The 11,636-nt window shown below is 71.8% G+C and carries 14 protein-coding genes; 3 read left to right on the top strand and 11 right to left on the bottom strand.

What is annotated here, in order from left to right; genetic code table 11:
* Nucleotides 1-163 precede the first annotated feature (163 nt).
* Nucleotides 164-1,351 (top strand): THUMP-like domain-containing protein, encoded by a 1,188-nt coding sequence (locus tag ACTHMF_RS05960; RefSeq protein ID WP_440316686.1) that lies wholly within the window; start codon nucleotides 164-166, stop codon nucleotides 1,349-1,351.
* 18 nt (nucleotides 1,352-1,369) lie between these two features.
* Here the strand turns inward: ACTHMF_RS05960 and ACTHMF_RS05955 are convergent, their stop codons facing one another.
* The 8 genes from ACTHMF_RS05955 to glmS form a co-directional block, all read right to left on the bottom strand.
* A complete protein-coding gene (locus ACTHMF_RS05955; RefSeq protein WP_440316685.1) occupies nucleotides 1,370-1,918 on the bottom strand; it encodes a DUF4190 domain-containing protein in 549 nt (182 codons plus the stop codon).
* A gap of 109 nt (nucleotides 1,919-2,027) precedes the next feature.
* Entirely contained in the window at nucleotides 2,028-3,110 is a 1,083-nt protein-coding gene (gene tsaD, locus ACTHMF_RS05950) for a tRNA (adenosine(37)-N6)-threonylcarbamoyltransferase complex transferase subunit TsaD (RefSeq protein ID WP_440316684.1), read from the bottom strand.
* On the bottom strand, nucleotides 3,107-3,610 hold the full coding sequence (gene rimI / locus ACTHMF_RS05945) for a ribosomal protein S18-alanine N-acetyltransferase (protein WP_314146799.1): 504 nt from the start codon (nucleotides 3,608-3,610) through the stop codon (nucleotides 3,107-3,109). The genes tsaD and rimI overlap by 4 nt, the downstream gene beginning before the upstream one ends.
* Nucleotides 3,607-4,227, bottom strand: coding sequence for a tRNA (adenosine(37)-N6)-threonylcarbamoyltransferase complex dimerization subunit type 1 TsaB (gene tsaB / locus ACTHMF_RS05940; protein WP_440316683.1), 621 nt, complete (start codon nucleotides 4,225-4,227; stop codon nucleotides 3,607-3,609). The genes rimI and tsaB overlap by 4 nt, the downstream gene beginning before the upstream one ends.
* Before the next feature lie 9 nt (nucleotides 4,228-4,236).
* The gene (gene tsaE / locus ACTHMF_RS05935; RefSeq protein WP_440316682.1) at nucleotides 4,237-4,743 is read right to left on the bottom strand and encodes a tRNA (adenosine(37)-N6)-threonylcarbamoyltransferase complex ATPase subunit type 1 TsaE; all 507 of its coding nucleotides are present in this window, start codon (nucleotides 4,741-4,743) and stop codon (nucleotides 4,237-4,239) included.
* On the bottom strand, nucleotides 4,740-5,870 hold the full coding sequence (gene alr / locus ACTHMF_RS05930; protein WP_440316681.1) for an alanine racemase: 1,131 nt from the start codon (nucleotides 5,868-5,870) through the stop codon (nucleotides 4,740-4,742). Before alr ends, tsaE begins: the two co-directional genes overlap by 4 nt.
* Nucleotides 5,867-6,223: a holo-ACP synthase gene (locus ACTHMF_RS05925; protein WP_440316680.1), complete on the bottom strand. Its 357-nt coding sequence runs from the start codon at nucleotides 6,221-6,223 to the stop codon at nucleotides 5,867-5,869. The genes alr and ACTHMF_RS05925 overlap by 4 nt, the downstream gene beginning before the upstream one ends.
* Nucleotides 6,224-6,233: 10 nt before the next feature.
* On the bottom strand, nucleotides 6,234-8,084 hold the full coding sequence (gene glmS, locus ACTHMF_RS05920) for a glutamine--fructose-6-phosphate transaminase (isomerizing) (protein WP_440316679.1): 1,851 nt from the start codon (nucleotides 8,082-8,084) through the stop codon (nucleotides 6,234-6,236).
* Nucleotides 8,085-8,126: 42 nt separating this feature from the next.
* On the opposite strand from glmS, the gene coaA reads away from it, so the two are divergent.
* Entirely contained in the window at nucleotides 8,127-9,095 is a 969-nt protein-coding gene (gene coaA / locus ACTHMF_RS05915) for a type I pantothenate kinase (protein ID WP_314146793.1), read from the top strand.
* A 93-nt stretch (nucleotides 9,096-9,188) separates the two neighbouring features.
* Nucleotides 9,189-9,506, top strand: a complete 318-nt coding sequence (locus ACTHMF_RS05910; protein WP_314146792.1) for a helix-turn-helix domain-containing protein — start codon at nucleotides 9,189-9,191, stop codon at nucleotides 9,504-9,506.
* Nucleotides 9,507-9,551: 45 nt separating this feature from the next.
* Here ACTHMF_RS05910 and glmM read toward each other — a convergent pair whose 3' ends face one another.
* From glmM to ACTHMF_RS05895, 3 genes are all read right to left on the bottom strand, one after another.
* Nucleotides 9,552-10,913, bottom strand: coding sequence for a phosphoglucosamine mutase (gene glmM, locus ACTHMF_RS05905; protein ID WP_314146791.1), 1,362 nt, complete (start codon nucleotides 10,911-10,913; stop codon nucleotides 9,552-9,554).
* Nucleotides 10,914-10,941: 28 nt separating this feature from the next.
* Nucleotides 10,942-11,439 (bottom strand): 30S ribosomal protein S9, encoded by a 498-nt coding sequence (rpsI, locus tag ACTHMF_RS05900; protein WP_314146790.1) that lies wholly within the window; start codon nucleotides 11,437-11,439, stop codon nucleotides 10,942-10,944.
* Between the two features lie 49 nt (nucleotides 11,440-11,488).
* Nucleotides 11,489-11,636, bottom strand: a 148-nt coding sequence (locus ACTHMF_RS05895; protein WP_440316687.1) for an uL13 family ribosomal protein, incomplete at its 5' end; no start/stop codon positions are given.

Below are 11,636 nucleotides of genomic sequence, written 5' to 3'. Positions count from 1 at the left end.
GCGGCTTGATGGAGACCGACACGGTTGACCCTCTTTCTTTGGTTAACGCAGTCTTTTGAGCGAAACGCTGGGTTAGCAAACTCGTAGTGAGAGTGCTAACGAAGAGTCTAGAGGGTGCGTTAGCAGTCCCGCAACGTGAGTGCCAGAAGGTAGCGTGTGACGCATGGACAGGTCCGAACTCGTCGAACTGCTGAGCGCGGAGGGGCTGCGGCTGCTCGACTCCCTGCCGCCCTATCGCACCGAGAAGGACGTGGTCCGGATGGTGTCGGACCTGCGCAAGGCCGGGCACTCCCCCACCCTGGTGGCGGCCGTGCTGACCCAGGCGAAGCTGCGCAGGAAGGCGCAGGTCAAGTTCGGCGAGTTCGCGTCCAGGATGCTGTTCACCGAGGCCGGCCTGGAGCAGGCGACGCGGCTCCCGATCGCCGCCAGGCACGCGGGCCGCTATCGCACCGCGGGGCTGGAGCGGGTGGCGGACCTCGGCTGCGGGATCGGCGGGGACGCGCTCGCCCTCGCCGCGCTCGAGCTCGAGGTCACGGCGGTCGAGGCCGACGAGGTCACCGCCGCGATCGCCTCTTTCAACCTGGCGCCGTTCCCGACCGCGACCGTCGAGCACGGCCGGGCGGAGGACGTCGACCTGCGCTCCTTCGACGGCGTCTTCCTCGACCCGGCGCGGCGGACGGCGGGGCACACCCAGACCGAGCGGCTGACCGATCCCGACGACTACACCCCCTCGCTCGGCTTCGCGTACGAGCTGGCGACCGGACGGTCGGTCGGCCTGAAGCTCGGCCCCGGCTTCGACCGCGACCTGATCCCGTCGACCGCGGAGGCGCAGTGGGTGTCCGCCGACGGCCAGGTGGTCGAGGTCGGGCTGTGGTTCGGCGCGCTCGCGCGGCCGGGGATCCGGCGCGCTGCGCTCGTCGTCAGGGGCGACGAGGCGCACGAGCTGACGGCCGAGGCCGACAGCGAGGACGCCGAGACCGGCGAGCTGGGCGAGTTCCTCTACGAGCCGGACGGTGCCGTCATCCGGGCCCGGCTGATCGGCGACCTGGCCCGGCGGATCGGCGGCAGGATGGCCGCGGACGGCATCGCGTACATCACGGCGGACGACGCGGTCACGACGCCGTTCGCCGCCGGCTTCCGCATCCTGGACACGCTGCCCTTCCAGGAGAAGGAGCTGCGCAGGGAGCTGCGCTCGCGCGGCATCGGCACCCTGGAGATCAAGAAGCGCGGCGTGGATGTGGATCCCGCCGCGCTGCGCACGCGTCTGTCGCTGAGCGGCGACCGCCCGGCGACCCTTATCCTGTCCAGGATCGCCGGGCGGCACACCGCTCTGCTCGCCGAGCGGCTCTGAGGCCGCTCGGCGCGAGCCTCAGTAGGTGCTGTAGTGCGCCGAGAAGCTCGCGAAGAAGATCGCCGCGATGATCCAGAAGACGATCGCGACCGCAACGGCGATGAAGCCGAGGATGATCCCGGTGAGCCAGAAGCCCTTCGCCTGCGGCTCCTTCTTGCGGCCGAGGAAGCCGAGCACGATGGCCGCGGCGGCGAACAGGAAGCCGATGCCCCAGATGAAGTTGAGCACCAGGCCGACGATGCCGCCGACGAGGGACAGGATGCTGAGGATCGGCGACTTCTGCGCCGGGGTGGCGTACGGCTGCGCGTAGCCGGGGGCCGGCTGGCCGTAGGCGGGCTGGCCGTACGGCTGCTGCGGCGGCTGACCGTAGGGCTGCTGCGGCTGGCCGTACGGCTGCTGCGGCTGCTGCGGCTGCTGGCCGTAGCCGGGGTCCGCGGGCGGCACCGGCGGCACCGGCGGCGGGGTCGGCGCGTCGGCGGGCGGGGTCGGAGCCGCGGGCGGGACGGACCCTGCCGCGTTCTCGCCCTCCGGCTCCGGCGGGACGGCGGGTGCGTTCGGATCGGTCATGGTCCCCATCTCCTTCTGTCTGGCGAATTCCTGAGAGGATGCTGTACCGCATCCATCGTCGCAGCGGCGCCCTGGTGTGTCAACGAGCGACGTCGGCGCGTGACGCCGGCTACGGCACCTGGATGTCCGTGACCGGCAGCGTCGAGTCGGCGCCGAAGTCCAGGCCGCTCGGCTCGTGCCCCGCCATGATCAGCTGGGCGCCGAGCGCGGCGATCATCGCTCCGTTGTCGGTGCAGAGCGAGAGCGCCGGGATGCGCAGCTCGATGCCGGCCTCCGCGGCGCGCTGCACCGCGACCTGGCGCACGCGCGCGTTGGCGACCACCCCGCCGCCGAGCAGCAGGCGCGGCACGTCGTTGTCGAGGCACGCGGCGATCGCCTTGCCGATCAGCACGTCGACGACGGCCTCGCGGAACGACGCGGCGACGTCGGCGACGGGCACTTCCTCTCCGGCGTCCTGGCGCTGCTCCACCCAGCGCGCGACGGCGGTCTTCAGCCCGGAGAACGAGAAGTCGTAGCGGTGCTTCTCCAGGTCCTTGGGCTTGGTGAGCCCGCGCGGGAAGCGGATGGCCGTGGGATCGCCGTCGGCGGCGACCCTGTCGATCTGCGGACCGCCGGGATACGGCAGGCCGAGGATCCTGGCGACCTTGTCGAACGCCTCCCCCGCCGCGTCGTCGATGGTCTCGCCGAGCAGCTCCACGTCGGAGACCAGGTCGCGCACCAGCAGCAGGGACGTGTGACCGCCGGAGACCAGCAGCGCGACCGTCGGCAGCTCGACCGGGTGGCCGGGGCCGCCGTTCGCGTCGAGGACGTCCGCGCCGACGTGGCCGACCAGGTGGTTGACCGCGTACAGCGGTTTGCCGAGCGAGACCGCGAGCGCCTTCGCGGCGCCGACGCCGACCATCAGCGCACCGGAGAGCCCCGGCCCGCTGGTGACGGCGATCGCGTCGACGTCCGCGAGCTCGATGCCCGCGTCGGCCACCGCCGTCCGCAGGGTCGGGGTGAGCGCCTCCAGGTGGGCGCGCGCCGCGACCTCCGGCACGACGCCGCCGTAGCGGGCGTGCTCCTCCATCGAGGACGCGATGGTGTTGGCGAGCAGGGTCGTGCCGCGCACGATCCAGACGCCTGTCTCGTCGCAGGAGGTCGCGATGCCGTGCACGAGGGGGCCGGCGCCGGTGGATGCTGTGCTGTTCATGCCAGGGTGGTCTCCGTCGCGGGGACGGCGAGGCGCATCACGATCGCGTCGACACCGTCCGGCTGGTAGTACTTCGGGCGCACGCCGATCTCCTCGAAGCCGAGCGTGCGGTACAGGTTCTGCGCGCCCGGGTTGTCCGCGCGCACCTCCAGGAACACCTCGCGCGCGCCTCGCTTCCTCGCCTCCCCGATGAGCGCCTGCATGAGCGAACGGCCCAGGCCGTGCCTGCGCGCGGCGGGGGCGACGGCGATGGTCTGGATGTCGCCCTCGGCCGCGCCCGCCGGCGCGAGCAGGCCGGCGTAGCCGTCGATGCGCTCCGGCTCCTCCGGAGGGAAGGCGACCAGGTAGTAACCGTGCTCGCCGGTCACCTCGGCGAGCATCGAGCGCTCCGACCACGCGTCGGTGACGAATGTGGAGCGTTCCAGGTCCATGATGGCTGGCACGTCCTCCGCGGCGGCCCTGCGCAGCTGCCAGACCCGGCGGACCTGCTCGTCCGTCACGCGCTCACCCGCTTCGGGCCCGCGGACAGCGTGACGTCGGGCGAGCGCAGGTACAGCGGCTCGTCCGCGTCGAACGGCAGCCCGGCGGCGTAGCGCAGTTCCGCCAGCATCCCGAGCCGGCCGGCGGAGACCACCTCGGCGTCGAGGCGCGGGATGTCCAGGTGCGGGAGCTCGTCCGGCTTGCCGAGCCCCGGGCCGTCGAGACGGACCGGGAGGCCGCCGTCGTCCGCACCGGAGTACGCGGTCCAGTAGCGCTCGCGGCGGCGCGCGTCTGTGACGACGAGGACGGGACCTGCTCCCCCGGTCGCGTAGTGCTCGAAGGCGACGGCGTCGTGGCTGACGACGGGGACGAGCGGCTTCCCCGCACCGAACGCGAACGCCTTCGCGGCCGCGATGCCGACCCGCAGCCCGGTGAAGGGACCCGGCCCCATCCCGGCCACCACGCCGGAGAGCGCCGCGATCTCGACGCCCGCGAGGCGCAGCGCCTCGGCGATGAGCGAGCCGACGACCTCCGCGTGACGCATGGTGTCGGTCTCGATCACCTCGGAGAGGACGCCGCCGTCGCGGTCGACAACGGCGACGCTCGTTCCGGCGGAGGTGTCGATGGCGAGGAGCATGTCTCCAGCCTAAGCGGGATCGGACCAGCGCGGTCCGTGCGCGGTGATGGTGACCAGGCGAGGCTCGTCGGCGTCGAGGTCATCCTCGTCGGCCGCGCCGGCGGCGCTCGCGTCCGCGCCGGTCGGCCGGACGATGTCCACCTCCAGCCAGGAGTCGGCGACGCCGTCCAGCATCCCGCTGCCCCACTCCACCACGACGACGGAGTGCGCGTAGTCGATGTCGAGGTCGTCGAGCTCGACGGCACTGCTCAGCCGGTAGGCGTCGACGTGCACGAGCGGTGCGCCGCCCTGCAGGCTCGGGTGCGTCCTGGCCAGCACGAACGTCGGGCTCGTCACCGGCCCGCGGACGCCGAGCCCGTCGCCGATGCCGCGGGTGAGCGTGGTCTTCCCCGCGCCGAGCGGGCCGCTCAGGACGACCAGGTCGCCCCCGCGCAGCATCCCGGCGAGCCGGATGCCCAGCTCGTGCATGTCGTCGCCGGTGGCGACGGCGAGCTCCTCGACGACCCTGCCGGTCATGCCGCACCGCCCCGGTAGCTGCGGCGCAGCCGCCCGCCGAGGCGGGTGACGATCTCATAGTTGATCGTGTCGGCGGCCTCTGCCCAGTCGTCGGCGCTCGGGACCCCGGTCGCGGGGTCGCCGAACAGGACGACCTCGTCGCCGACGGCGACGTCCGCGTCCCCCACGTCCACCACGAACTGGTCCATCGCGACGCGGCCGGCGATCCGGTAGCGGGAGCCGCCGATCGCGACCGGACCGCGGCTGGAGGCGTGCCGCGGGATGCCCTCGGCGTAGCCGAGCGGGACCAGCGCGAGCGTCGTCTCCCTGTCCGTGCGGTAGGTGTAGTCGTACGAGACGCCGGTGCCCGCCGGCACCCGGCGCACGGCCGCGACCCGCGCGCGCAGCGTCATGGCCGGCCGCAGACCCAGCTCGGCGGCGGACGCGGCCCCGAACGGGCTGAGCCCGTAGCAGGCGATCCCGAGGCGGACCATGCCGAAGCGCGACTCGGGCAGGCCGAGCGCCGCTGCGGACGCGGCGATGTGGGTGAGCTCGGGGCGCAGCCCGGCGAACTCCGCTCTGGCGAGCCCGTCGCGGTAGGCGGCGACGGCGGCACGGTCGTCCTCCGGGGAGGCGTTGGAGACGTGGCTGAAGATGCCGCGGACGACGACGGACCCCGCCAGCTCCAGCTCGCGCGCGCGGGCGAAGACCGCCTCCCAGTGCTCGGGGGCGATGCCGTTCCTGCTCAGCCCGGTCTCCAGCTTCAGCTGGACGTACGCCGGCCCCGCGCCGGAGGCGGCCGCGGCGACCGCCTCCAGCTGGGCGAGCGAGGAGACGCCGACGTCGACGCCGGCGGCGACCGCCTCCACGAAGTCCTCGTCCGGGTCGTGCAGCCAGGCGAGCACCGGCGCGTCGATGCCGGCGGCGCGCAGCTGAAGCGCCTCAGTCACGTCGGCGACGCCGAGCCAGTCCGCTCCGCCGGCGAGCGCCGCCCTGGCGCACGCGACGGCGCCGTGCCCGTACGCGTTCGCCTTGACCACGGCCATCGCGTGCTCGGTGCCGACCAGCTCGCGCAGCCGAGCCACGTTGGCGGTCACCGCGTCCAGGTCGACGACGAGCTCGCGGAACGGAGCACCGGACGCGCTCACGCGTCGCGCTCCGTCACCACGAACGCCGTGGCGATGCCCGCGTCGTGCGACATCGAGACGTGGATGTGCGCGATGCCGCGCTCGCGCACCTGGCGCTCGACCACGTTGTGCAGCACGAAGCCCGGATTCCTCTCCTCATCGGGCACGATCTCCATGTCGTGCCAGCGGACGCCCTCCGACCCGCCGAGCGCCTTGATGAGCGCCTCCTTCGCCGCGAACCGCGCGGCGAGCGAGTGGACGGGCAGCGAGCGCTCCGCCTCGGTGAACAGCCGCTCCCGCAGGCGCGGCGTGCGTTCCAGGGATCGCGCGAAACGTGCCAGGTCGACCACGTCGACCCCGATCCCCGCGATCACGGACGGCGCCCTACTCGACCGTGACCGACTTGGCCAGGTTGCGCGGCTGGTCGACGTCGAGGCCCTTCGCGGCGGAGAGCTCCATCGCGAAGATCTGCAGCGGCACGACGCTCAGCAGCGGCTCGAAGAGCGGGGCGGCGAGCGGGATCCGGATGACCTCGTCGGCGAACGGCAGCACGGCGGCGTCCCCGGCCTCGGCGATCGCGATGACGCGGGCGCCGCGGGCGCGGATCTCCTGGATGTTGGAGACGACCTTCTTGTGCATCTCGTCCGACCAGCGCGGGCTGGGCACGACGACGAAGACCGGCTGGCCCGGCTCGATCAGCGCGATCGGACCGTGCTTGAGCTCGCCGGCGGCGAAGCCCTCCGCGTGGATGTACGCGAGCTCCTTGAGCTTGAGCGCACCCTCCAGCGCGATCGGGTAGCCGACGTTGCGGCCGAGGAACAGCACGGAGCGGGTGTCGGACATCCAGTGCGCCAGCTGCGCGATGGTGCCCTGGGCCTCGAGCACGGTGGCGATCTTGCCCGGCACCGCCTGCAGCTCCTCGATCGCGTCGCGCTGCTGCGCGGCCGTCAGGCTGCCGCGGACGCGGGCCAGGTGCAGGCCGAACAGGTAGAGCGCGGTGATCTGGGCGACGAACGCCTTGGTCGACGCGACGGCGACCTCCGGGCCGGCGTGCGTGTACAGCGCAGCGTCCGACTCGCGCGGGATGGTCGCGCCCTGGGTGTTGCAGATCGAGATGGCCTTGGCGCCGGCCTCGCGCGCGTACTTGACCGCCATCAGCGTGTCCATCGTCTCGCCGGACTGGCTGATCGAGATGACCAGGGTGCCGTCGGTGATGACCGGCTCGCGGTAGCGGAACTCGTGGCTGAGCTCGACCGTGACGGGGACGCGCGCCCACTTCTCGATCGCGTAGCTGCCGACCAGGCCGGCGTACGCGGCGGTGCCGCAGGCGACGATCGTGATGCGGTCGATGCCGGTGAAGAAGTCCTCGCCGAGCGCGTCGAGCTCGGGGATGTGCACCGCGCCGTCCGCGAAGCGGCCGCGCAGCGTGTTCGCGACGGCGTCCGGCTCCTCCGCGATCTCCTTCGCCATGAACGACGACCAGCCGCCCTTCTCGGCGGCGGACGCGTCCCAGGCGACCTCGAACGGCTCCACCTCGACGGGCGCGCCCTCGAAGTCGGTGACCGTGACGGAGTCCGGCGTGATGGTGACGATCTGGTCCTGGCCGATGGCGAGCGCGCGGTGGGTGTGCTCGACGAAGGCGGCGACGTCGGAGCCGAGGAAGTTCTCGCCGTCGCCGAGGCCGATCACCAGCGGGGAGTTGCGGCGGGCGCCGACGACGACGTGCGGCTGGTCCTTGTGCAGCGCGAGCAGCGTGAACGCGCCCTCCAGGCGGGAGACGACGCGCTGGAACGCCTCGCTCAGGTCGCCGGTCGCGCGGTACTCGCGGCCGAGCAGGACGGCGGCGACCTCGGTGTCGGTCTCCGACTCGAAGCGGACGCCGTCGGCGAGCAGCTCGTCCTTCAGCGTCGCGAAGTTCTCGATGATGCCGTTGTGGATGACGGCGAGGCGGCCGTCGTCGCCCAGGTGCGGGTGGGCGTTGCGGTCCGTCGGGCCGCCGTGGGTCGCCCAGCGGGTGTGGCCGATGCCGGTGCCGCCGTTCGGGATGCCGTTCTCGGCGAGCTCCTCGGTCAGCGCGGACAGCTTGCCCGCCTTCTTGGCGGTGCCCAGGTTCCCGTCAGGGCCGATCACGGCGACGCCGGCCGAGTCGTAGCCGCGGTACTCCAGACGCTTCAGACCGCCGAGAAGCACTTCGAGGCTCTTGTCGGTACCGACGTACCCCACGATTCCACACATGCACCCGATTCTACCGTGGGCCGCACCATAGACTTGTCGCCTATGGCTGTGAACGGCGCCGCCCGCGGCGGATCCTCAGGCAACGGCGATTCGGCGAGCCCGTTCGTGGAGCTGAACCGCTCCGACTGGGCCGAGCTGGCCAGGAACACGCGGCTCCCGCTGCAGGAGACCGAGATCGTGCAGCTGCGCGGCCTCGGCGATCCGCTGGACATGCGGGAGGTGGAGCAGGTCTACCTGCCGCTCAGCCGCCTGCTCAACCTGTACGTCGGAGGTACCAGGCAGCTGCACAGGGTGACGAGCGACTTCCTCGGCGAGCGCGCCAAGCGCACCCCGTTCGTGATCGGCGTCGCCGGCTCGGTGGCGGTCGGCAAGTCGACCATCGCCCGCCTGCTGCGCGAGCTGCTGTCGCGCTGGGACGACACCCCGCGCGTCGAGCTCATCACCACGGACGGGTTCCTGCTGCCGAACGCGGAGCTCGAGCGGCGCGGGCTGATGGAGCGCAAGGGCTTCCCCGAGTCCTACGACCGCCGCGCACTGCTGCGCTTCGTGACCGCCGTCAAGTCCGGGGCGCACGAGGTGCGCGCGCCGTTCTACTCGCACCTGAGCTACGACATCGTCCCGGACGCCGAGATCGTCGTGCGCCAGCCGGACGTGCTCATCGTGGAGGGGCTCAACGTGCTCCAGCCGGCGGGCGGCGGCAACCGGCTCGCGGTGAGCGATCTCTTCGACTTCAGCGTCTATGTGGATGCGCGGACCCGCGACATCGCGCACTGGTACCAGGAGCGGTTCCTCAAGCTCCAGCGCGGCGCGTTCGCCAACCCGAAGTCGTACTTCCACCGCTACGCGGACCTCACCGAGGAGGAGGCGCGCACACGCGCCGCGTCGATCTGGTCGCGCATCAACGAGCCCAACCTCATCCAGAACATCCGGCCGACCCGCTCGCGGGCGAAGCTGGTGCTGCGCAAGGACGCCGACCACACGGTGAGCTCGGTCCTGCTCCGCAAGCTCTGAGGTTGTTAGACCACAAGTTCCTGACGCTCAGGCACACGGCACCCTGGCCTCAGGTCTCTGGATCGTGAGCCAGCTGACACGTAGGCATGAAGCATGAACGCCTCGCGCTCCCGTGCTGCTCAGATCTTCGGCGAGCGGGTCAAGGCCGCGCGCGTGCGCCTGGGCATGAGTCAGGAGACGATCGCGCACCTGGCCGACATGCACGTCACCAACTACGGCCGCGTGGAGCGCGGCGAGGCGAATCCGGAGCTGCACACGATCGTTCGGCTGGCGACCGCCCTCGACGCCGACCCCGGCGAACTGCTCGCAGGGCTCTACGGAGACGGGATGCTGCCGGGGAGGGCGAAGGCGTTCTCCGTGACCGATTTCATCGCCGCCCGGCGTGCGCACGAGGACGCCCAGAAGGACTGAGCGCACGGCATCGCCGGGCGACGGAGACGCGCTTGGGACGCCGCGTCAGACGGTGAGACGCTCGCGCACGACGTCGGCGAGCTCGTTGGCCAGCCGCTCCGCCGTGCTCTGGTCCGCGGCCTCGACCATGACGCGCACCAGCGGCTCCGTCCCGGACGGGCGCAGCAGCACGCGACCGGAGTCGCCGAGCGCGGCGACGGCGGTCTGCACCGCCTTCTGCAGCGGCTCGTCCGTGTGCACGGCGTGGTGGTCGACGCCCTTCACGTTCACCATGACCTGCGGGTACACGGTCATGACCTTCGCGAGCTCGTGCAGCGGCTTGCGCTGCCTGGCCATCTCGCTGAGCAGGTGCAGGCCGGTGAGGATGCCGTCGCCGGTGGTGGCGAACTCGCGCATGATGACGTGGCCGGACTGCTCGCCGCCGAGGGCGTAGTCCTTGTCGTTCATCTCCTCGAGCACGTAGCGGTCGCCGACCGCGGTCTCGACGACGCGGATGCCGTGCTCGCGCATGGCGAGCTTCAGCCCGAGGTTGCTCATGACCGTCGCGACGAGGGTGTCGTCGGTGAGCTTGCCGCGCTCCTTCATGCCGACCGCGAGGATCGCCATGATCTGGTCGCCGTCGACGATGTTGCCGTGCGCGTCCACCGCGAGGCAGCGGTCCGCGTCGCCGTCGTGCGCGATGCCGACATCGGCGCCGGCGGCGACGACAGCCTCCGCCAGCTTGTCGAGGTGGGTCGAGCCGACGCCGTCGTTGATGTTCATGCCGTCCGGAGCGTCGCCGATGACGGTCACCCGGGCGCCGGCGTCCGTGAAGACCTCCGGCGAGATGCCGGCCGCCGCGCCGTGGGCGCAGTCGAGGACGACGTGGATGCCGTCGAGACGGTGCGGGAGGCTCGCGAGCAGGTGGACGACGTAGCGGTCCTCGGCGTCCGCGAAGCGGCGGATGCGGCCGACGTCCGCCCCGGTCGGGGTGAGCTTCTCGAGGTCCAGGTGCTCCTCGATGCGATCCTCGACGACGTCCGGCAGCTTGGTGCCGCCGCGCGCGAAGATCTTGATGCCGTTGTCCGGCGCCGGGTTGTGCGAGGCCGAGACCATGACGCCGAAGTCGGCGTCGAAGTCGGCGATCAGGAACGCGGTCGCCGGGGTGGGGATGACTCCCGCGTCGTACACGTCGATGCCGGAGCTCGCGAGCCCGGCCGCGACGGCGGCGGAGAGGAACTCGCCCGAGACCCGGGGGTCACGGGCGACGATCGCCGTCGGGCGCTTGCCCGCGGCGCGCCGCGCCTCGGCGCTGCGGCCTCGCGTCAGCACAGCAGCAGCTGACTGAGCGAGACCGAGCGCGAGGTCGGCGGTGAGCGTACCGTTCGCGAGTCCGCGGACTCCGTCGGTTCCGAAGAGGCGTGGCATGAACCGAAGCCTAGACGCTTACTCGGCGTCAGCGCTTGGAGAACTGCGAAGCCTTGCGGGCCTTCTTGAGACCGGCCTTCTTGCGCTCGGTGACGCGCGCGTCACGGGTCAGGAAGCCCGCCTTCTTGAGGGTCGGACGGTTGTTCTCGCGGTCGATCTCGTTGAGCGCGCGGGCGATCGCCAGGCGCAGAGCGCCGGCCTGGCCCGAGGGGCCGCCGCCGGTGATGCGGGCGACGACGTCGTAGGCGCCGATGAGGTCGAGGACCTTGAAGGGGTCGGTGATCAGCTGCTGGTGCAGCTTGTTCGGGAAGTAGTCCGCGAACTCACGGCCGTTGACCGTGATGGTGCCGGAACCCGGGACCAGGCGCACGCGCGCGATGGCCTCCTTGCGGCGGCCGACGGCCGCGCCGGGGACGGAGAGGACGGCGCGCGGAGCGGCCGGGGCCTCGCTCGCCGGGGTCTCGGTCGAGTAGGACTCGACGTTCTCGACCTGGGCCGAGTCGATGCTGTCTGCGATCTTCGCCACGGTGGTGATAATCCTTTGTCTTAAGTCAGTCGTGAAGGTCTGGTTCGCTTTACTGAGCGACCTGGCCGAGCGTGTACTGCTTCGGCTGCTGGGCGGCGTGCGGGTGCTCGCTGCCGGCGTAGACCTTCAGCTTGCGGAGCTGGGCGCGGCCGATCGAGTTCTTCGGCAGCATCCCGCGGACGGCCTTCTCGACGGCG

Source organism: Leifsonia sp. (assembly GCF_051955155.1).
Classification (GTDB): domain Bacteria; phylum Actinomycetota; class Actinomycetes; order Actinomycetales; family Microbacteriaceae; genus Leifsonia.
The sequence above is the reverse complement of the archived record's forward strand: the minus strand, read 5'-3'. Positions and strand labels throughout refer to the sequence as shown.

Bases quoted from the DNA above. Each gene is read 5' to 3' on its own strand.
- ACTHMF_RS05960 (WP_440316686.1), top strand. From the start codon at position 164: ATGGACAGGTCCGAACTCGTCGAACTGCTGAGCGCGGAGGGGCTGCGG.
- ACTHMF_RS05955 (WP_440316685.1), bottom strand. From the start codon at position 1,918: ATGACCGATCCGAACGCACCCGCCGTCCCGCCGGAGCCGGAGGGCGAG.
- tsaD (WP_440316684.1), bottom strand. From the start codon at position 3,110: ATGAACAGCACAGCATCCACCGGCGCCGGCCCCCTCGTGCACGGCATC.
- tsaB (WP_440316683.1), bottom strand. From the start codon at position 4,227: ATGCTCCTCGCCATCGACACCTCCGCCGGAACGAGCGTCGCCGTTGTC.
- tsaE (WP_440316682.1), bottom strand. From the start codon at position 4,743: ATGACCGGCAGGGTCGTCGAGGAGCTCGCCGTCGCCACCGGCGACGAC.
- glmS (WP_440316679.1), bottom strand. From the start codon at position 8,084: ATGTGTGGAATCGTGGGGTACGTCGGTACCGACAAGAGCCTCGAAGTG.
- coaA (WP_314146793.1), top strand. From the start codon at position 8,127: ATGGCTGTGAACGGCGCCGCCCGCGGCGGATCCTCAGGCAACGGCGAT.
- ACTHMF_RS05910 (WP_314146792.1), top strand. From the start codon at position 9,189: ATGAACGCCTCGCGCTCCCGTGCTGCTCAGATCTTCGGCGAGCGGGTC.
- glmM (WP_314146791.1), bottom strand. From the start codon at position 10,913: ATGCCACGCCTCTTCGGAACCGACGGAGTCCGCGGACTCGCGAACGGT.